We start from the raw sequence: 20,477 nt of genomic DNA, 5'->3' as shown, positions 1-20,477 counted from the left end.
GGTTTTTTTTTGCCTTCCATCCGGACCCTCGGTCCGACCTGCCGGCGCGTTCGAGGGTCGGATCGGCGGTCCGCCGAGGAGCACCCCTCCCGGGCCGTCCATCGGATCGGCCGTGCCCGCCTGGCCCCCCTTCAAAACTCAGGTGAGCGCCGGCGGGTGGGTCCACGCGGCGGGGGCGGGCGGGCGCGCTGGAGCACCGACCGAGGTGCCATAAGGCCCCCAGGAGGCTCGAGGTCTCAGGCGCGCCTTGTGTGGCGCGCAACATGACCTCCCAGGTGGCATGGCCCGAAGGGAGACATGCCGGGCGGTGTTCCATGCGCAAGCTCCAGGCCCCCGCCTTGGCGGATGGCCAGCGCCCGCCCGCCCCCGCCGCGTGGACCCACCCGCCGGCGCGGCTGGGCGGCTGGAACGATCTGTTGCGCCGCCCCCCGCCGCGAGGGATGGCTCTTGCCTACGCACGCAGCAGCCCCCGCTCAGGCAGGGACCGCGCAAGCGCCGCCGATGGCCAAGAGACGCCCCCCCGCATCCGATCCGCTCGCCCGCTTCCACCCCGCCACCCAGGCGTGGTTCCGCGCGGCCTTCGCCGCGCCCACCCCCGCCCAGGTGCAGGGCTTCCCGCCCATCCTCGACGGCGCCTCCACCCTGCTGCTCGCCCCGACCGGCTCGGGCAAGACGCTCGCCGCCTTCCTTGCGGCCATCGACCGGCTCATGGCGTCGCCCGAGCCCGAGGCCGCCGAGCGCTGCCGCGTCGTCTACGTATCGCCCCTCAAGGCGCTCGCGATCGACGTCGAGCGCAACCTGCGCGCGCCGCTCGCCGGCATCGCCGCCGCCGCCGAGCGCCTCGGCCTGCCTTACCGTGTCCCCCAGGTCGGCGTGCGCTCCGGCGATACAGCGCCCCAGGACCGCGCCCGGCTCGCCAAGAAGCCGCCGGACATCCTCATCACCACCCCGGAGTCGCTCTACCTCCTGCTCACCGCCGCCGCGCGCGATCGGCTGTGCGCCGTCGAGACCGTCATCATCGACGAGATCCACGCGCTCGTCGCGACGAAGCGCGGGGCGCACCTGGCCCTGTCCCTCGAGCGGCTCGAGGCGCTGCGATCCGCGCCGCGGCCGATGCAGCGCATCGGCCTGTCCGCCACGCAGCGCCCGCTCGACGAGGTCGCGCGGCTGCTCGGCGGCGGCGAGACCGACGGCGCCGGCAGGCGCTTCGCGCCGCGGCCGGTGACCCTCGTCGACGCGAGCGCCCCGAAGGCCCTGGAGCTCCGCATCGAGGTGCCCGTCGAGGACATGACCAAGCTCGGCGAGGCCGCCCGCGCGGGCGAGGGCCCGAGGGGGGCGCCCGCCGAGCCGGCGCAGCGCTCGATCTGGCCGAGCATCCACCCGCGCCTCGTCGAGCTCGTCCGCGCCCACCGCACCACGATGATCTTCGTGAACAGCCGGCGCCTCGCCGAGCGCCTCGCCGCGGCGCTCAACGACACGGCCGGCGCCGAGATCGCGCTCGCACACCACGGATCGATCGCCCGCGAGCAGCGGCAGCAGATCGAGGAGCGGCTCAAGGCGGGCCTCCTGCCGTGCATCGTCGCGACCTCGTCGCTCGAGCTCGGCCTCGATCTCGGCTCCGTCGACCTCGTGATCCAGCTCGAGGCGCCGCCCTCGGTCGCCGCCGGGCTCCAGCGCGTCGGGCGCGCGGGGCACGAGGTCTCCGGCACCTCGCGCGGCGTCGTCTTCCCGAAGCACCGCGGCGATCTGCTCGCGTGCGCCGCCGCCGCGTCCCGCATGCGCGAAGGCAAGGTCGAGGCGACCCTGTACCCGAGGAACCCGCTCGACGTCCTCGCCCAGCAGATCGTCGCTATCGCTTCGATGGATACCCTCCACGTCGACGCGCTCTTCTCGCTCGTCCGCCGGGCGGCGCCCTTCGCCGAGCTGCCGCGCGCCAGCTTCGAGGGCGTGCTCGACATGCTCTCCGGCCGCTACCCCTCCGACGAGTTCGCCGAGCTCCGGCCCCGCATCGTCTGGGACCGGGTGGGCGGCGCCGTGCGCGCCAGGAAGGGCGCGAAGCGCCTCGCCGTCGTCAACGCCGGCACCATCCCCGACCGCGGCCTCTACGGCGTCTTCCTGGACACCGGCGGCGACGCCGCGCGCCCCGGCCGGCGCGTCGGGGAGCTCGACGAGGAGATGGTCTTCGAGGCCCGCGAGGGCGAGGTCTTCCTGCTCGGCGCCTCCTCGTGGCGGATCACCGACATCACCCACGACCGCGTCCTCGTCGTCCCCGCCCCGGGCGAGCCGGGCAAGATGCCGTTCTGGCGCGGCGACCAGGCCGGGCGCAACGCCGAGCTGGGCGCCTCCATCGGCGCCCTCGCGCGGCGCCTCGCCGCGCTGCCCGACGGCGAGGCCGAGCGCACGCTCGCGGAAGAGCACGGCCTCGACGAGCGCGCGGCCTCGAACCTCGTCCGGTACGTGCGCGACCAGGCCGCGGCCACGGGCGACGTCCCGAGCGACCGCACCCTCGTGATCGAGCGGTTCATCGACGAGGTCGGCGACCACCGCATCTGCCTCCTCTCGCCGTTCGGCGGCCGCGTCCACGCGCCGCTCGCGACCTGCATCGCCGAGCGGTGCCGCCTCGATCTCGGCCTCGCGGTCGACACCGTGTGGACCGACGACGGCATCGTCCTGCGGCTGCCCGAGTCGGAGTCGCCCCCCGACGCGAAGCAGCTCCTGCCGCAGGCCGACCAGGTGGAGGATCTGCTCGTCCGCGGCCTCGGCGACACCGCCCTCTTCGCCTCGCGGTTCCGCGAGTGCGCGGGCCGGGCGCTGCTCCTGCCGCGCAAGTTCCCCGGCAAGCGCTCGCCGCTCTGGGCCCAGCGCAAGCGCGCCGCCGACCTGCTCGCCGTCGCGTCGCGCTACGGCTCGTTCCCCATCCTGCTCGAGACCTACCGCGAGTGCCTTCGCGACGTCTTCGACCTCACGGCGCTCGAGGATCTCCTCCGGCAGATCGCCGCCCGAAAGGTCCGCGTCGTCACGGTCGACGTCCGCGCGCCCTCGCCGTTCGCGGCCACGCTGCTCTTCACCTACGCCGGCAACTTCATCTACGAGGGCGATCTGCCGCTCGCCGAGCGAAGGGCGCAGGTGCTCACCATCGATCACAGCCGCCTGCGCGAGCTGCTCGGCGAGGCCGAGCTGCGCGAGCTGTTCGACGCGGACGCCGTGCTGGCCCTCGAGGCGTCGCTCCAGCGCCTCGACGGCCGAGCGCCGCTCAAGCACGAGGACCAGGCGCACGATCTCCTGCTCTCGCTCGGCGACCTCACGCGCGACGAGATCGCCCGGCGCGCGGCCGCTCACGACGCCCCGCCCGAAGCGGCCCGCGAGCGCGCCGCCGCGTGGATCGACGAGCTCGTCCGGGACCGGCGCGCCATCGAGGTCCAGATCGGCGGCGAGCGCCGCGTCGCCGCCGCCGAGGACGCGGGCCGGCTGCGCGACGCCCTCGGCGTGGTGCCGCCGCTCGGCCTGCCGATCGCGTTCCTTGAGCCCGTCGCGGACCCGCTCGGCGAGCTGGTCGCCCGCTACGCGCGCACGCACGGGCCCTTCCGCGCCGACGACGTGGCCCGGCGCTTCGGCCTCGGCTCTGCGCCGGTGCTGGCCGCGCTCGCGCGCCTCGCCGAGCGAGGCCGCGTCGTCGAGGGCGAGTTCCTCCCCGGCGGCCGCGGCCGGGAGTTCTGCGACGCCGAGGTGCTGCGCTCGCTGAAGCGCCGCTCGCTGGCCCGGCTGCGCGCCGAGGTCGAGCCGGTCCCGCCGGAGGCCTACGCCCGCTTCCTCGCCGACTGGCACGGCCTGCACCGCCGCCGGCGCGGCCTCGACGGCTTGCTCGCGGCGCTCGAGCAGCTCCAGGGCGCGCCCCTCTCGGCCTCCGCCCTGGAGTCCGAGATCCTGCCCGCCCGCGTCGAGGGCTACCGGCCCGGCGATCTCGACGCGCTCTGCGCGGCCGGCGAGGTCCTCTGGCGCGGCGTCGAGCCGGTCGGCGACGGCGACGGCCGCGTCGCGCTCTACCTCGCCGAGGCCTTTCCGTACCTCGCCCCGCCGCCTGGCCGCGCCGAGGGGGCGCTCGCCGAGGGCATCCGCGCCGCGCTCGCGCGCCGCGGCGCGCTCTTCTTCTCCGACCTGTCGCGCGAGACGGGTGCCTTCGGGGCGGACCTGCTCGCCGCGCTCTGGGATCTCGTGTGGGCCGGCGAGGTCACGAACGACACGCTCGCCCCGCTGCGCGCCCTCGGCCGCGCGTCCGGCTCGAGCGGCCGCCGGCGCGACCGCGACCGCGACCGCGCTGCGTTCGGCCGCGGCCTCTCGGCGCTGCGGGCGCGCCGGATCGGCCCGCCGGGGAGCGAAGGGCGCTGGTCGCTGCTGTCATCACCCGGCGTGTCCGGCGCTGCTGGCGGCGCGTCCTCCGGCGCGCCTGGCGAGACCGAGCGGCGCGCGGCGCTCGCCCGCGCGCTGCTCGAACGCCACGGGGTGCTCACGCGCGAGGCGGCGGCGGTCGAGGGGCTCGCCGGCGGCTTCTCCGCCGTCTACGACGTGCTCCGCGCCATGGAGGAGGCCGGTCAGGCGCGGCGCGGCTATTTCGTCGCCGGGCTGGGCGTCGCGCAGTTCGCGGTGCCCGGCGCCGACGATCGCCTCCGGGCCTGCCGCGAGCCGTCCGACGATCCCCGGACCCTCGTCCTCGCGGCCACGGATCCGGCGAGCCCCTGGGGCGCCGCCGTCCGCTGGCCCGAGCTCCCCGCGCCTGTCGACGGCGGCGCCGAAGGCGCCGTCCGCGGCCCGGTCCGGCCGCAGCGGGCTGCGGGCGCCCTGGTGATCCTGCACGACGGCCGGCTGCTCGCCTGGATGGGCCGCACCGAGCGGAGCCTCACCACGTTCCTGCCGGAGGCCGAGCCGGAGCGCGGCGACGCGATCCGGGCCATCGCGTCGGCGCTCGGGGCGCTCGTTGACGAGGGGCGGCGGCGCGCCGTGCTCGTGGCCACGATCGACGGCGAGCCTGCGCACGGCTCCCCTCTCGCGCGCGCGCTTTCGGACGTGGGCTTCACCTCCGGAGCGCACGGCTACCTCAAGCGGGCCATCACGCCCGAGGGGGGCGGGTGGCGGCCGCGGCACGTGCCGCCCGCGAACGCGCCCGACTGGGCTCGCCGCGCGGCGGCGGCGGGCCTCGATGCGCCGGAGGACGAGGCAGATGGCTTCAGGCCGCCGCCCGGGCTCCGCTCGTGGCCCTCCGGGCCTCCGACCGGTGGATGGAGGATGTCGCCCGCCGGCGCGACCGAGGGCGGCGCGCAGGCGGCGGACGGCGGCGCGCCGGACGACGAGGGCGACCTCGACGACGACGACCCGGCGATGTTCGAGGATGGCGCAGGGATCGACGACGGCTCGGCGTAGCCACCGGTGGCGCCAAGAAGGACCGCCGAGCAACCGTGAAAGGGCGAACCCTTTCGTGGTTCCTCGGCGGCTCTTCGTGGTCCTCGCGCCCTCGGGGGATCCCGAGCGGCGCGCGGGACGGTTCAGTTCTGCTGGGGGTGCTCGTCCGCCTTCACATGTTGCTCATGGCTTCCGTTGCGGCCCTTCCGGCTCCGGCCCTCGCCGTTCGTCGCCTGACTTCGCGCCTCGGCGCCCTTGCGCCCGATCTCGGCCATGTGCTCGCGGTTCTGGCTGACAGCCTCTCCGCCCTTGCGGCCCGCTGCGCGCGCCTCCTCGGACGTGAACTCATGTGCTGTGCCCTTCTCATGAGCTGCCTTTCCGCCCTGACTCGCGATCTGGCGCTGCTGCTCCGCGTTCATCGCTGCGAAGCCTCGCTTGCTCTCGCTGGTCTGTCCCATGAATCACTCCTCGGATGGATTGCCTCGTGAACGCCACGCGACGACCGTGGCTACCTGCTGCCGCTTGGCCACATCAGGCCGGCGCTGCCGGCGACGCCGGGGCCATGCTGCAACGCGGGTGCCAGGCCGGGGAGCTCGGACGAATCTGCCGATGCGTCGAGGCCGGACAATTGATGAACGTCGGGTCGCCGGGCGTGTCCTCTCGATGGCTCGCTGTGGCAAATTGCCTCACTGTGCGCGCCGCCGTGTCTGGTCGCCCCACTCTGCGGGCTCCGCCGTGACAGGCTCACTGGACGCGGCCGGTCGGTCTTGTGGCGGCGGCCTTCAGGCGGGCCGTCGAAGGCCTGCGGCGCTGGCGCATCGCGTCTTGACAACACGATGCCGCTGCCGCTCTCGTTGCACTGCATCATCACCTTCAGCGCCCGGCCCGACGACGAGGCTTCCGGGCGGCCGGGGTGACGACATTGCAGGAGATTCACATGGCGCTTGCGATCCAGGGGGCTCGTCTCGATGGGGGCCAGCTCTGCTCACCGAACATGACATCATGGCCGCGCCGCGCGCGCGGCCGCGCTCCGGGCGACGCGCGTGGCGCGGGCCTGGTCGCGCTCTCGCTGGCGCTGCTCGCGGGCTGCGGCGGCACCGGCGGCGCGGCGCCCGCGGAGAGCCCTGCGCCCGCGCCAGCGCCCGCGGCGAAGGAGCCTTTCGACATCGAGGAGGCGCTCGCCCGCGAGACCGGCGAGCTGCCCGCCCGGGAGCTCCGCGCCGCGGACTGGTCGGCGCGCGCCTTCGGGGCAGGGGAGGCGAAGATCGAGCCGAAGGAGAAGCTCGTCGCGATCTCCATCCCCCTCGGCACGGACACCCATGTCGAGTGCTTCGTCTACAACACGATGCTCGACTCGGGCGAGGTGATAAGGAACTTCATCGAGCTGCTCGACCCTGCGAAGGTGGAGGTCGCCCGCGTCGTTCCCTGGGAGGTGAGCGTGCACCGGGAGAGCCCCGCGGTGTTCGTGCAGGCCCTCTACCTCGTCCCGACCGCCGGCGGGAAGGCGGCCGGCCTGCTCAAGATCGCGCTGCACGCGGACAGGGCGCGCCCCATCGCCTGCCTGCATGACGAGGTCGGGTATGTCCGCACGTTCGAGCGGCTCGCCAAGGGGCTCTTCGACTCGTTCGAGTCGAAGAGCGCCGCGCCGAGGCCCGAGTACACGGACACCGTCATCCTGCGCCTCGACAAGGTCCCTGTCGGCTTCGAGACGAGCGATCTGCTCAAGGACGAGGGCGGCCAGCGGCGATGGTTCTCCCGCTCGGCCACCTTCCTGCCGCGTGACCCAAAGTCTCTGCACATCGAGGATGAGGCGTCGAACGTGCTCATCGATCCTCAGGGGCACATCAAGGAAGGCGTCTGGATCGAGACGTCGGGAGGCAAGGCGAACCACCGTATCGAGCTGTCCCAGAAGAAGAACTTCGAGTACGAGTACTCGGGAGAGGTCGAGGGCAAGAAGGTCCAGGGGACGTTCACGCCGGCGGCCAAGGCGTGGCTCTCCTCGCCCGTCGCCACCGCCTCGGCGCTCGCCCGGCTCCTCAAGAAGAAAGGCTCCTTCGACCTGAAGCAGCAGGAGTACATGCCCAGCGTCGATCCGACGAAGCCCGTCGACGTCCAGTACCTCCGCGACGCCTCGGGCGCCGTCACGGTCTCTCTGAAGACCATGCGCCTCGTGGGCAGCCTCGCTCCGGACGGCCGTCCGGAAGCATTCGAGATCTCCGCCGGTCCTCCCAAGCTGACGGTCCAGCGAGCCTACGTCAGGGGCAAGCTGTAAAACCGCCCGCGGATGCGCTCCCGGGCCTGTCCGGGAGCGCCAATGCGCTCGCCGACGGCCATGCGCGGTGGGCCTCGCTGGTCGGACACCATGGAGCGCAATCTCCAGCCGATACCGTCGAGGGTGCCGGTTTCTGTGAAGCTGGAAAATTTTCACGTCGACGAAACGTCGTCGGGTACGCTGGATGGCTGCAGTGCTTGAGTGTCGTCGTCATTTTTATTGATTCATGACGATTTGCCGATCCTGCCCCGCTCGGATCAGGTTATATATCTTCCCGGTCGGCCGAACGACTCTTCGCTGGAACAAAGAATCATTTTTTCGAGCGGAAGGAGCTCTCAATGCGCTCTGTGAGATCGCGTGGCTCGCGTGGCTCGCGTGTCTGCGGCTCGGCCAGCTTCAAACTTGGCGTAATGACCGTGGGTGTATTCGCCCTTACGGCCTGCGTGTCGGGTCTCGAGGACGAGCCGGTCGAGGACGTCGGCGGTAGCCAGGAAAGCTTCGAGGCGTTCGAGAAGGCCGCGTTCCGCGAGCCTGGCTCTGGCGTCTACATCGTCGATGGGGACACGCCCGTCGCCGACATCAAGCATCTCCGGGAGTTCTGGGAGACGTACGTACGAGATGGCGCCCTCATCGTGCAACGCAGCGGCGGCAGCGATGTCGTCTGGTCGGCGGCCCAGAAGAAGAGCATCACCTACTGCGTGAGCACGACCTTCGGCGCGCGCCATGCCGCCGTCGTGGCGGCCATGGACGCCGCCACGGCTTCCTGGGAGAGCGCCTCGGACGTCGATTACATCTACCAGAGCGCTCAGGACGCGAGCTGCACTGCTGGCAACAGCAACGTCGTCTTCGACGTGAGGCCGACGAACTCCGGCGGCCAGTACATCGCGCGGGCGTTCTTCCCCAACGACGCGCGATCGGTGCGGAACGTGCTGATCGACTTCAACGAGCTCGCGGTATCCGGCGTCGCGCTCGAGGCAGCCCTGCGGCACGAGCTTGGCCACACGCTCGGCTTTCGGCACGAGCACACGCGCCCCGAGGCGGGCGTCTGCTTCGAGGACGACGCGTGGCGCGCGCTGACCACCTATGACTCGGACTCCGTCATGCACTATCCCCAGTGCAACGGCACCGGCGACTGGAACTTCGTGCTGACCGCAAGAGACATCCAGGGCGCCCAGGCGCTCTACGGCCCGCCTGGCGGCGCTGGTGGTAGCGGCGGTAGCGGTGGTAACGGCGGCGCAGGTGGCAGCGGCGGCGCTGGTGGCGGCAGCGGCGGCAGCGGAGGCGCTGGTGGCGGCAGCGGCGGCGCTGGTGGCGGCAGCGGCGGCGCTGGTGGCGGCAGCGGCGGCAGCACGACGGTGACCGAGAACTTCAGCAGCAGCGTCAACGCAGGTGCGTTCGTGGACATCGGATCGAGCGCCGGTTTCGCTGTCACGCCGGGGACGGGCCTCACTGTGGTGATGACCGGCACCGGCGATCCCGACCTCTACGTGAAGTTCGGATCGGCGCCGACGACGGCCTCGTACAGCTGCCGCCCGTACCTCTCCGGGGCATCCGAGACGTGCACGTTGACCGTGCCGACAGGGCAAACCAAGGCGTACGTCAAGGTCAGAGGGTACACCGCGGCCACCTGCAACGTGGCGGTGACCTACACCCGATCGAGCGGCTCCGGCAGCGGCGGCGGCACGGCCACGTCGGCCACCTTCAGCGGCCGCCTCGCGGCGGGCGCATCGGCGTCACACGGGCCCCTCTCGGTGGTTCCTGGCACGAGCCTCCGGCTCGTGATGACCGGCACCGGCGACCCAGATCTCTACGTGAGGTTCGGCGCCGCGCCGACCCTGACCTCGTACGACTGCCGTCCGTATCTGGACGGCGCCGCGGAGACATGCAATCTGACGGTCCCGGCGGGGCAGACGCAGGCATTCCTCTCGGTGAACGGCTTCGCGGCCGGCACATATCAGCTGGGCGCGACCTACACGGCCCCTTAGTCAGAGCGGGCCCACCGCTGACGCGCCGAGCCATCCGAGGGAATGGATTGGCCGAAGGGTCGCCCAACCGGGTGTGTTCGCGCCCATCGAGGGCGTCATTTCGACGTGACGCGACGCGCCTCTGCTGGCGGCGACCTGGACACCACCGCCGACGAACCCTCGATACGGGGAGGTGGGTATCAGGCGCAGGATGAGCAGAGTACGGAGAGCCCATCGTCCAATCTGCGAGCGACATTTCTCAAAAAAATCGTCGCCGAAAACTGGGCACCTCAAGGGAACCCTTCCTAGGGTGCTCTCATGGACAAGAAAATTTTGGCCGCAACTCTCCTGCAGGCTCTGGCCATGGCGCAACGCGAAGGACGCTCCGAGACGCTCGACTCGCTGGTCGAGAAGCTGCGCGTCCGCCGCCGGGATATCCGCGGCACGCTGACCCTGCTCCACCGCCAAGGCATGCTGGACGTGCTCCACATGAGACTCACGCTCTCCGGGTTCGCCATCGGCTCGGCGCTCATCGGAGAGACGCTGCCGGCGCTCCGGGCGGCTCCGCGGGCGTCCACCGCGGCGGCGTGAGCCGCGCTGCACGCCGCGCGCGGTGAGGGCGGCGCGCGCTTCCAGCGCTCGCCGGGCGCCCCCGCGCGACGGCGCCGCCTAGGCCTCGACGAGGCCCGCTCGTACCGCGAGGCGGGTCAGGTCGGCCACGCTGTGCGTCGCCACCTTCGCGCAGAGGCGCGCCCGGTGCGTCTCGACCGTCTTCACGCTGATCGAGAGCTGGGCGGCGACCTCCTTGGCCGAGAGGCCCATCGCGAGCAGACGGAGCACCTGACGCTCCCTGTCGCTCAGCGCGGCCACCATGTCGCCCCTGGCGGCGGCGTCGCGCCGCTGGAGCGCGCGCACCATCGCGGCGCTCACGTCCGGCGATACGGCCGTGCGCCCCCGGACGACGGTGCGCAGCGCCTCCAGGAGATCGGCGAGCCGGCTCTGCTTCGACAGATATCCATCGGCGCCGGCCCGCATCGCCTCGGCCACCCGGAACTCGTCGCGGTGCATCGAGAGCACGATGACGCGGAGCTCCGCGATGCCCTTGAGCTCCCGGATGAGGTCGACGCCGCTGCGGTCCGCGAGGCCGAGCTCTATCACCGCCACCTGACAGCGGTGGATCTCCTGCGCTCGGAGCGCCTCCTGCCCGCTTCCAGCCTGAACGACCTCGCTCACCCCCGGCTGCGACGTCAGCGCGTACGCCAGCGCTTCCCGGACGACGTTCTGGTCATCGACGAGCAGGATATTCATGTCGAAGGCCCCCTTGTCAAAGGGCCTTGTAACAGACTGCTTTGAGCTCCATGAACCTGTTTTCTCGGTAAGGATTCGCCTGGCGACCTCGATTCGGTTCCTGTGATGCTGGACTGGGCTCCTCGCAGAGCGCCTTGGACGAGCGCAGGAGAGAGAGCGACGTCGGGCGATGGCGCTGGAACGTCGTTTCATCCGAGCGGGGCGTCGTGCCTCGGTGGGGGCGCATGCGCTCCCGGAGCCTGCAGCCCGCAGCCCGCGCGTCTCGAGACGAGCCCTCGGCAGGCTTCGCCAGGGCGGCGCGGGGCCCGCGCTCGAGGGCTCTCCCTTGGCCGTTATGTTTGCGGTAGATAGGCTGCCGCATGCCTCGTCCGCGCGGAGCGCTCTTCTCCGGTCTACGCCATGACTCGGCCTTCTGGCGCCGCGCCCTCGCCGCGGGGGTCAGGCGCGGGCCGGAGCCCCTGGTGCGCCATAGCCCTCCGGTCTTCGGCGTGCTCTTCGCGGCCGCGCTCCCCGAGCTGCGCCGGCGCGTCGAGCAGAACCTCCGCCGCGTCCGCGGGCCGCGGTCGCGCCTCGTCGACCTGCTCGACAGCGGCGCGGTGTTCGCCGCCTACGGAAGCTGCATCGCCGAGGCGCTGCTGCTCGCGAGCGATCGCGGGTACACGGTGGCGCGGCGCTCCCGGGGCGTCGAGCACTACCACGCGTGCGCTGCAGCGGGCCGGGGGGTCGTCATCGTCACCGCGCACACCGGGGGCTGGGACATCGCCGGCCAGATCCTCGGCGCGGTGCATCCGGCGGGCGTCATGCTGGCGATGCAGCGGGAACGGGACGCCGAGGCGCGCGCGATCCAGGATGCGGCGCGGCAGCGCGCTGGTGTCCAGGTGGTGCACATCGGCGATGGGCCGCTGGACGCCCTGCCGCTCCTCAAGCACCTGCAGCGAGGCGGCGTGGTCGCGATGCAGATCGATCGCGCGCCGCCCGGGATGCGCAGCCGGGAGGTCACCTTCCTCGGCGGCCGCTGGCGGGCGCCCGAGGGGCCGATCGCGCTCGCCGCGATGAGCGGCGCGCCGATCTTGCCCGTGTTCACGCACCGCCTGGGCTTCCTCGACTACGAGGCGGTCGTGGCGCCGCCGATCCGGCTCGCCCGCCGGGCAACCGAGGAGGAGCGGGACGCCGCCGCGGCCGAGATGATGGGCGCCCTGGAGCGCTTCGTCCGGGCTCACCCGACACAGTGGTTCCACTTCGCCGGCGACGGCCCGATCGCGCCAGCGGAGGACGGGACGGGTTGAGCTGAACAGCGGAGAAGACCGCAAGTGCGCCGATCAGCGCAAAGGTGGAGAGGCGGAGGCGAGCCGAAAGACCGCCAGAGACATCGAGAGCAGAGATTTCTCTCATGTCCTTGTTTCTCGTTCCAGGGCGCCTTGCGCGGCGCGGCGCCGCTCTACAGCGGCCCTTCGGTCAGCCCGTGGACGAATTGCTTCACGCGCGGATCGTCGCTCGCCTTCGCTTCGGCGGTGGTGCCGTCGAAGATGAGCCGTCCGCGGTAGAGCATCCCCACCCGGTCGGTGACCGTGAGCAGCCGGTCGAGATCGCTCGAGACCATCACCACGGTCGCGTTCATCGCCCGCTGCTCGGCGCGGAGCAGGTCGAAGATGCGCTGCGACGTGACCGGGTCGAGGCCGGCGGCGGGCTCGTCGTAGAGGACGATCTCGCCGCGCGCGATCGTGGCGCGGGCGACGCCCACGCGCTTCTTCTGGCCGCCGGAGAGCCCCGACGGCGTCCGCCCCTCGAAGCCCGCGAGAGACACAGCGCGGAGCCGCTCCGCGACCCGCTCCTCGATCTCGTCCTCGCTGAGATCGTAGAGCCGGCGCAGCGGGAACGCGATGTTCTCCCCGACGGTCATGTAGTCGAACAGCGCGTTGTTCTGGAACAGCATCCCGAACTTGAGACGGAACGTCTGGAGCTCGAGCTCGCTGAGCGCGTGGACGTCCTTCCCGTCGACGAGCACGCGCCCGCGATCCGGCCGCAGGAGCCCGGTGATCATCTTGAGCAGCACGCTCTTGCCCGAGGCGCCCGGCCCGATGAGCCCGTAGAGGCAGCCGGCAGGCACGTCGAGGTCGACGCCCCGGAGCACCGGCATGCCCCCGAAGCTCTTCGTCAGCTGTTCGATCTGGATCATCGGTCGCGTGGACACGGTCGCCGCGGAGGGGCGCGCCGGCCTCGATGCTCGGCGGGGAGGGGCGCGGCGGCCTCCTTTACTTGAACGTCGTCCGGGCGACGTCGAGCCGCGGGTGGGACGGGAACGACATCCCGCGGATTTGCCCGGAGATGCACGAGGCGACGCTCGGGTTCGACGGGCTCGTCGTGACGGTGACCCCCACGGCGCGGCCGTTCTGCACCGCGGCGCAGACGTTCACCTCCATGCTCGAGGGCACGTTGCACGCATTCAGGTACGTGCCGCGGTTCAGCACGTTGCCGTAGGCGCCCGCCGTGAGGTCGGCCGGGCCGTTGTTGCCCATCTTGTACTCCTCGACATAGCGCGCCTGCGCCGCCTCACAGCTCAGGCCGCCGCCGAGCGTCGGGTAGCTGCCGCCGCCGCTCGGCCGCGCCACGCCCCCGGCGCGCCCGGTCTTGCCGCTGCCGAGGCCGGCGTCGACCTCGATCGCGACGCGGTCGGTGGCGCCCTGCACCGCGAGCTCCTGCTCCTTGTGGCTGCGCTCGCGGTACCACCAGCCCGCGCCCGCGGCGAGGATGACGCCCATCAGGGCGAGGCCGATCAGCGCCTTGTACTGCGTGCCCTGCTTCTCGGCCGACACGACGGCGTCGAGCGCGCGCTTCTCCTGCACGATGTCTCGGTTCAGCTTCGCCTGCTCGGCGAACGGGGCGAACTCCTCCCAGTCCTGGATCGCGCGCTCCTCCGCGGAGAACGTGTCGCGCAGCACCTGATCGCCTGTGAAGGAGCCGGACGCGACCTGCTGGAGCAGCTCCACGGACGAGAACGGCCCGTGGTCCATGCCGTCCTTGATGACGACGTACCGCGGCCGGGGATCGGACTCGAGCGCGGCCTTGAGATCCGCGAGCTTGCGGGTCGGATCGTTGCCGTGCAGGCGCTGCGGCTGGTTGATCGGGATGGCGACCGCGAACGGTCCGTCCCCGGAGACCGCCTGGATCCTCGGCACGGACGGCGCCGACGGGACGCGCGCTTCCTCCTGGTGCCCGGTCGGCGGCATCATCGAGAGGTTGACGTCGACCTCGAACTCGCCGTCGGCATCGAGGTGCGACGTGTCGGCGCTCGGGGGCATCGACGAGGCGCTCGGGACGATCTGGTAGAGCGCCTGCGCGAGGGCGGCGAGATCCGCCGGGCGGTGCTTCGGATCGGCCACGAGCGACTTGCCGAGCACCGTTTCCAGCGCGGGCGGCAGGTCCGGGATCACGTCCGCCGGACGCCGCATCCCCGGGCCGACGCTGCTGTTCGTGAGCATCTCGTAGAGGATGGCCCCCACCGCGAAGACGCTCGCGCGCGCGTCGCCTTCGTTGCCCTTGCGCTCCTCGGGCGCCAGGCAGGCGCGGTCGCGCGGCAGCAGAGGAGGGGTGTGGGCGAGCTCCTCGATCAGCTGGATCGTGCCGTTCGCGCCGTGGCCGAGGCACGAGGGGTGCACGAACATGGTCCGCCCCTGCGCGTGCAGCTCGTGCAGCTGGGTGCAGAGCGGCACGGCGAGGCCGATGGCCTCACGGATGTCGAAGCGGCGACCGGTCGCGCGGCGCGACTCCATCTCGGCGCGGAGCGTGCCGGCGGGGATGGACATGCCGGCCGGCAAGGGGGTGAGCAGGGGCTGGACCTGAGCGGACATCGGGGACGAACACTACGACAACACGCCGGGTCCGCTCAACGCCGCACCGCAACGTTGCAGTGTCGACGTGCGGCGAAGCCAGGTGCACACGTGGGACGAGCAGTGCGGGCGTGCGCTTGCGGCGTCAGCGTTCGTCAGCGCGCCTTCAGCGCGTTTGCGCTGGTCTGCGCCCCCTGGTGTCGGTCTGCGTCCGTGCGCGTCCGCCAGCGCGCGTTCGCGCTGGTCTGCGTCCGGGTGCGTCGGCCGGCGTCGGTCAGCGCGTGGTGGTGCCGGCCTGCGTCCGGGGGCGCTCGGAGGTCTCGGCTGCGGCGGCGTTCGCGCCGAGCGCCAGGACGTGCCCTGCGAAGAAGCGGAGCAGGTCGGCCTCGCGCGACTTCGGCCAGCGGGCGTGGTTGATGGCGCCCTTCTTGGCGGAGCAGCGGTTCCGGAGCGCGCAGTGGGGCTCGTCCCTGCCGGCCTCGTCGAGGCGCAGGAACGAGGTGTGCGCGGAGAGCGCGTCGCGCGCGCGCAGCCAGCGCTCCACGGACTCGCACGGGAACATGTCGTCGCACGCGCGGTAGACCGCCATCGCGGGCGGGGGAGGGCCGGGGCACGCCCACTCGGCGGGCGGCGCGTTGCTGCCGAAGGTGGCGAACGCCGCGACGCGGTCCGCGCGCATCATGGCGTACGTCGCCGCCATGTGGCCGCCGTAGGAGCCGCCGAGCGCGTAGATGCGCCGCCGGTCGACGAGCTTCTTCTCGAGCAGCTGGTCGACGAAGGCGTCGACGGTCGCGACGTCGACGTTGCCCTCGCCGGTGAACTCGACGTCGAACGGCGCGGTCGGCGTGTACACCTTCGTGCCGCGCTCGCGCTCGGCCTGGCTCGGCGTCTTGAAGGCGCGGCCCTGGGGCGCGAGGACGATGAAGCCCGCGTGGGCCGGGTCGCCGGTCAGGTTCCACGTGGCGCCGAGCTTGCGCAGGCCCGTCTCCTTGTCGACGCTCGTCGGGTTGTCGCCGTCGGCGTGGAAGAAGACGATGAGCGGCAGCGGCGCGCGCGTCTCCACGCCGCTCGGCGCGATCACGCAGGCGTAGCGGGGCGACCCCTCGGCGTCGCGCGTCTCCAGCACCTGGGCGCCGCGGCACGGCGGCCTGCCGAGCGTCTTGCGGAGCTCTCGTCCGGGGCGCCCCTGCTCGGCGACGCAGCTCCCTTCGCTGGGAAGCCTGGCCTCGGGCGGCTTCGCCGGCGGCGCGGCCGCGCTGGCCGGACCGGCCGCGCGGGCGCCCGCGTCCTGCCGGGCCGCCGGAGGCCGCGGCGGCCCGCCGTCGGCCGCGCGGGCGCCGGCGTCCTGCTCGAAGACGCCGAGCAGGTCGCCGCCGTCGACCCCCGACGACGGTGTGGAGCACGCGGCCGCGAGCCACGCCGCGGCGCCGGCGAGCAGAGCCAGGCGGTGCCGGAGGCCTGGAAGGTCCGGCGTCGAGGTTCGGCGCGGACGGCGCCGGGGTTGGGGGTGGGGCACGCGCGCACTGTAGTACGTACACCTGTCGCGCTGAACCAGCCCGGCATGGCTCGACGGTTCGATCCGGGGCGCGAGCCGAGGTACGCTGGACACCCCATGGCGCATCCCACCCAGGACATCCTCAGCTGCCGCCCTGTCCCTTCCTGAAGGAGAGCGCCTCAGGATCCCGTCGGAGCTGCTCGCCAGCGTCGACGAGCCGTACGACGACTCTTGGAGCGCTGCGTGGCTCGAGGAGCTCGAGCGCAGGGAGCAGGCGGTGCGCGATGGGGGGAGCGGGGGGGACGCGTGGGCCGAGGTTCGGGCGCGGGTCCTCGCGAGACTGGGCGCTCGTTGACCCGGCCGATCATCGTTCGAGTCGACGCCCAGGCGGAGCTGGAAGAAGCTGCGGACTGGTAGGAGCGTCGCCGTCCTGGGCTCGGGGTTGAGTTCGTGAGAGCCATCGAGGTGGCCGTCGACGCGATTGCCGAGGCGCCCGAGTCATGGCCTCGATGGATATCGTGGTTCCCTGGCACCACGAAGAAGCGCTCTTTCGGCACGTGAAGCCGCGCGAGCGTCGCTTTCACGAGCTCAGTCACTGGTCGGTACTCCTCCGGGGTCCCGTGGGCGGCGACATCACCCGTGAAGCAGACGAGAGATCGATTGGGATTCTATCCTTCACGAGATCATCAAGGTTCCTCTCCCACGCATCACCGAGCACGCGCCGCCGGCGCCAGCCCTCTGTTTCGCGCGCTCTGCGTACGTCGAGATCCGAGATGTGGAGGACGCGCGACCTGTGCTCGAGGCGCCCCCGGGCGGCGATCGAAGTAATACGCCTTACTCTGAAGTGCCGTCGGGAGGCGATCGGCGCGAGTTGGAACGCGGCGAGGCGCTGCGGGGTGGCGATCGAAGTAAGATGTCTTACTTCGAAGTGCCGCCGGGAGGCGATCGGCGCGAGCTGGAACGCGGCGAGGCGCTGCGGGGTGGCGATCGAAGTAAGATGTCTTACTTCGAAGTGCCGCCGGGAGGCGATCGGCGCGAGCTGGAATGTGGCGAGGCGCCCCGGGCGGCGATCGAAGTCGACGGAGCGCTGGTTCCACTCCGTGGCGAGCGTCGAGCCCGACCGGCTCCTGGACCGCCGGGCCGTGCCCGACGTGACGCAGCCGTAGAAGGTCTCGATCGGGTTGCCCGCCCGCCGGTGCGTCGGGTCCGTGCCCGCCGGGGACGAAATCGCGACGGCAGGCCCCGCTGCCTTGCGGGGGGGCCCTTCGTGGCTAGGCTGGTCCCCGGCCCACCCATGACGCTCTTCGATATCCTCGTCGGTGCCGCGCTCGCGGCGGTCCTTACTTTCCAGATCTACGTCACCGTGCGCGTCTTCCGGAGCCGCGTCTACGAGCCCAAGCAGAAGGTCTGGCAAGCGCAGCTCGTCTGGCTCCTGCCGATCATCGGCGCCGGGCTTGTGTTCTCGATCCTCCAGGAGGAGGACCGGGCCCACCGCGACGCCTCCTCGCACCTCCGGAGCTGAGCCGGCGCCTCCCGGCCGCGCGGCCGCCTCGCGGCGAAGTGCGGTCACGTTGAACGGTCGACCTCGCTCCCTTCTCCGTCCTCTACGCCCATCTGATCACCTCGGCGCCCCCCCCCGATGGCCGCTGGCCCGCTGGCCCGCTGGCCCGGTGGACCTGGGACGATCGAACAGGAAAATTAGGTTTCACCCTTCGGTCTAGCGGCCCCGTGCGCTATGGCTCAGGGAGCATGGCGGACGACGTCTTCGGCATCGTCGGGACCACGCAGGCGGGTAATTTCCACGTCGAGCAGGTGGTCGCGGAGGGAGGGTTCGGCGTGGTGTACCGCGCGCTCCACGCCGGCTTCCGCGCGCCTGTCGCCTTGAAATGCCTGAAGGTGTCCGAGGCGAAGACCCCGCGCGAGCGGCAGCTCTTCCTCGAGAAGTTCCGCGAGGAGGCCCAGCTGCTCTTCCGGCTCTCGGCCTCGATCCCGGAGGTCGTCCGCCCGCTCCACGTCGACGTGCTGCACCTGAAGCGAGGGGAGTTCGTCCCCTTCCTGGCCCTCGAGTGGCTGGAGGGTGAGTCGCTCGACAAGGTCATCGATCGACGGAGGCTCAAGGGAGAGCCGCCGATCCCGCTCCACAGGCTGATGAAGCTGATGCGCCCCATCGCGCAGGCGATCGCGCGCGCGCACCGCTTCCCGAGCCCGAACGGGACGGTGTCGATCATCCACCGCGACCTCAAGCCCGAGAACATCTTCATCACGACGCAGGAGGGGACGGAGCGCCTCAAGATCCTCGACTACGGCATCGCGCAGGCGAAGACGCTGGCCGAGCAGGCCGTCGGACGGGTGACGAACGGCGACCCGCTGAACGCGTTCTCCCCGGCGTACGGCGCCCCGGAGCAGTGGGCGCCGAAGCGGTTCGGGCAGGCGGGAACTTGGACCGACGTCTGGGGTCTCGCGCTCACCATGGTCGAGGCGCTCGTAGGGCGGCAGGTGATCGACGGCGAGGCGCAGGCGATGATGGGGACGGCGCTCGACGTGAAGCGCCGGCCCACGCCCCGGGCCGAGGGCGCCAACATCCCGCCGGAGGTCGACGCGGTGTTCGAGCGCGCGCTCGCCGTGAGCCCGCGCGACCGCACGCGCGACATCGAGGCCTTCTGGACGGAGCTGGAAGCGGCGATGGGGCTCCCGGCGACCTTCGGGCGGACCGCCGCGCAGGACGACGGGTACTCCGTTCCGCCGCCGCCGTCGTCGTCGATGCGCGCGGCCCCGCAGGTCAAGCGGGCCGCGCACGTGTGGCTCGACACGCCCAGCGACGCCGGGTCGCTCGAGCTCGATCTCGACGTGGCCCCGGCGTCGATGCGCTCGCCGAGGGGAGGGCGCCGCGAAGGTCCCGCGAGCAGCGTGCGCCCGCCGCCGCCCTCGGATTCGGCCGGGCTCGAGATGGACCTCCCCGAGGCGCCGCAGAGCCCGCACAGCAGAGGCATGGGCGCGCTCGTCCCGGAGAGCATGCCGACGAGCGCGCGAGGCCGCGGCAGCTTCGCGGAGGCGACGCCCGTGGGCGCGCTCCCGCGCGGCGGCGGGATGGAGAGCGCCGCGCCGAGCATGCTCGGGCGCGGGGGCGGGATGGGCGGGATGATCGAGAGCACGCCGCCGCTGGAGATGGCGCTCAGCGTCGCGCCGCGCACGGCGACCTCGGTCGCGCCGGCCGCGGTGCGCTCGCTGTCGGACATGCCGTCGAGCAGGTACCGGCCGACGGCGCGTCCGCCGGCAGACGCGCGGCCGCGCCCGCCGGACCCGAAGCCGCTCGGCGGACCGACGCTCCTCCAGCAGCTCGGGCTGCCCGTGGCCTGCATCGTGTTCGCGTGCGTGGTCACGGTGGCCGACCTCATCATGAAGCAATCGGGCGAGGCGCTGAGCTTCGGCCCGGTGCGCTCGTTCTGGGTCGCCGGCGTGCTGCTCCTCTTCGGCGTCGGGCTGTTCTTCTGGCGCATGCTCGGAGATGCGGGAGATGCCTGATCCGACGCACGGGAGCGCCGCCGCGGGCGAGCGCGCCGATCAGAGCGTGTCGGCCCGCTTCACGCGGCTGATGAACGCGTCGACCTCGCGGTGGGGCGTGCTCACCGATCCTCCGCTCGTGGCGCTCGCCTCCGGCGTCTTCCTGCTCGTCTTCCTCGGGGCGCTCGGCCGCGACGCGGGCCCCGAGGCCGCGCGCGCGCTCGGCGTCCTCGTGTTCGCGCCGATCTCGGTCGCGCTCGTCGTCAGCGTGGCGCTGCGCGGCGCGCGTCGCGCCGTCGTCGCGTGGCTCGCGCGCCAGCCGTTCCCGGTGGAGAACCTGAACGCCGTGCTGAACGGCCTGGGCGAGGCGCTGGAGGTCACCTTCGTCGGCGCTGCGCCGGAGGCGAAGGAGCTCAACGTCGAGCTCGACAAGGTGCACCCGGACGCGTTCGTGACGGGGGGCGTCGAGGACGCGCGCACGCTGGACATCCGCATCGGCGTCGTCGACTCGAAGCGCAATCCGGCCGCGACGAACCACCAGCGCTACGCGCGCGTCCGCGAGCTCGTCGAGCGCGTGCTCGTGCCGCTCGCGGAGCGCTATCCGATCCAGGTCGTCCGGGTGAAGTGAGCGCGCGCCGGACGCGCGCATCCAGGCGGCGGGGCGCCTTCCGAGGGCTCGCGCGGGCGCTTGCCATGTCGCCCCGTTCCCCTGCTAT

15 protein-coding genes are annotated in these 20,477 nt (G+C 72.3%); 10 read left to right on the top strand and 5 right to left on the bottom strand.

Annotation, left to right across the window (positions count from 1 at the left end):
- Nucleotides 1–501: 501 nt before the first annotated feature.
- A complete protein-coding gene (locus WMF44_RS21525; protein WP_437300978.1) occupies nt 502–5,415 on the top strand; it encodes an Lhr family helicase in 4,914 nt (1,637 codons plus the stop codon).
- Between the two features lie 122 nt (nt 5,416–5,537).
- Here WMF44_RS21525 and WMF44_RS21520 read toward each other — a convergent pair whose 3' ends face one another.
- Nucleotides 5,538–5,852, bottom strand: a complete 315-nt coding sequence (locus WMF44_RS21520; RefSeq protein ID WP_437300977.1) for a KGG domain-containing protein — start codon at nt 5,850–5,852, stop codon at nt 5,538–5,540.
- Nucleotides 5,853–6,331: 479 nt separating this feature from the next.
- On the opposite strand from WMF44_RS21520, the gene WMF44_RS21515 reads away from it, so the two are divergent.
- The 3 genes from WMF44_RS21515 (at nt 6,332) to WMF44_RS21505 (ending at nt 10,221) form a co-directional block, all read left to right on the top strand.
- Nucleotides 6,332–7,666, top strand: a complete 1,335-nt coding sequence (locus WMF44_RS21515) for a hypothetical protein (RefSeq protein ID WP_437300976.1) — start codon at nt 6,332–6,334, stop codon at nt 7,664–7,666.
- Nucleotides 7,667–8,004: 338 nt separating this feature from the next.
- The gene (locus WMF44_RS21510) at nt 8,005–9,651 is read left to right on the top strand and encodes a M57 family metalloprotease (protein WP_437300975.1); all 1,647 of its coding nucleotides are present in this window, start codon (nt 8,005–8,007) and stop codon (nt 9,649–9,651) included.
- Between the two features lie 342 nt (nt 9,652–9,993).
- Nucleotides 9,994–10,221, top strand: coding sequence for a hypothetical protein (locus tag WMF44_RS21505; RefSeq protein WP_437300974.1), 228 nt, complete (start codon nt 9,994–9,996; stop codon nt 10,219–10,221).
- A 78-nt stretch (nt 10,222–10,299) separates the two neighbouring features.
- Here the strand turns inward: WMF44_RS21505 and WMF44_RS21500 are convergent, their stop codons facing one another.
- A complete protein-coding gene (locus tag WMF44_RS21500) occupies nt 10,300–10,938 on the bottom strand; it encodes a response regulator (protein ID WP_012236595.1) in 639 nt (212 codons plus the stop codon).
- 359 nt (nt 10,939–11,297) lie between these two features.
- Here WMF44_RS21500 and WMF44_RS21495 point away from each other — a divergent pair, with 359 nt between their 5' ends.
- Nucleotides 11,298–12,224 (top strand): LpxL/LpxP family acyltransferase, encoded by a 927-nt coding sequence (locus WMF44_RS21495; protein ID WP_437300973.1) that lies wholly within the window; start codon nt 11,298–11,300, stop codon nt 12,222–12,224.
- Between the two features lie 152 nt (nt 12,225–12,376).
- On the opposite strand, the gene WMF44_RS21490 is transcribed toward WMF44_RS21495, so the two are convergent.
- From WMF44_RS21490 to WMF44_RS21480, 3 genes are all read right to left on the bottom strand, one after another.
- On the bottom strand, nt 12,377–13,114 hold the full coding sequence (locus tag WMF44_RS21490) for an ABC transporter ATP-binding protein (protein WP_437300972.1): 738 nt from the start codon (nt 13,112–13,114) through the stop codon (nt 12,377–12,379).
- A gap of 76 nt (nt 13,115–13,190) precedes the next feature.
- Complete coding sequence (locus WMF44_RS21485; RefSeq protein ID WP_437300971.1) at nt 13,191–14,786, bottom strand: hypothetical protein; 1,596 nt, start codon at nt 14,784–14,786, stop codon at nt 13,191–13,193.
- A gap of 253 nt (nt 14,787–15,039) precedes the next feature.
- A complete protein-coding gene (locus WMF44_RS21480; RefSeq protein ID WP_437300970.1) occupies nt 15,040–16,281 on the bottom strand; it encodes an alpha/beta fold hydrolase in 1,242 nt (413 codons plus the stop codon).
- A gap of 61 nt (nt 16,282–16,342) precedes the next feature.
- On the opposite strand from WMF44_RS21480, the gene WMF44_RS21475 reads away from it, so the two are divergent.
- The 5 genes from WMF44_RS21475 to WMF44_RS21455 all read left to right on the top strand — a co-directional run bounded on the left by WMF44_RS21475 (nt 16,343) and on the right by WMF44_RS21455 (nt 20,389).
- Entirely contained in the window at nt 16,343–16,615 is a 273-nt protein-coding gene (locus WMF44_RS21475) for an addiction module protein (protein ID WP_437301590.1), read from the top strand.
- A gap of 625 nt (nt 16,616–17,240) precedes the next feature.
- Nucleotides 17,241–17,426 (top strand): hypothetical protein, encoded by a 186-nt coding sequence (locus WMF44_RS21470; protein ID WP_437300969.1) that lies wholly within the window; start codon nt 17,241–17,243, stop codon nt 17,424–17,426.
- 128 nt (nt 17,427–17,554) lie between these two features.
- Nucleotides 17,555–17,782, top strand: a complete 228-nt coding sequence (locus tag WMF44_RS21465; RefSeq protein WP_437300968.1) for a hypothetical protein — start codon at nt 17,555–17,557, stop codon at nt 17,780–17,782.
- Between the two features lie 227 nt (nt 17,783–18,009).
- A complete protein-coding gene (locus tag WMF44_RS21460; protein WP_437300967.1) occupies nt 18,010–19,782 on the top strand; it encodes a serine/threonine protein kinase in 1,773 nt (590 codons plus the stop codon).
- The gene (locus WMF44_RS21455) at nt 19,775–20,389 is read left to right on the top strand and encodes a hypothetical protein (protein WP_437300966.1); all 615 of its coding nucleotides are present in this window, start codon (nt 19,775–19,777) and stop codon (nt 20,387–20,389) included. The genes WMF44_RS21460 and WMF44_RS21455 overlap by 8 nt, the downstream gene beginning before the upstream one ends.
- Nucleotides 20,390–20,477 lie beyond the last annotated feature (88 nt).

The sequence above is a fragment of the Sorangium sp. So ce426 genome, assembly GCF_051475585.1.
GTDB classification, from domain to species: Bacteria; Myxococcota_A; Polyangia; order Polyangiales; family Polyangiaceae; genus Sorangium; species Sorangium cellulosum_B.
The sequence above is the reverse complement of the archived record's forward strand: the minus strand, read 5'-3'. Positions and strand labels throughout refer to the sequence as shown.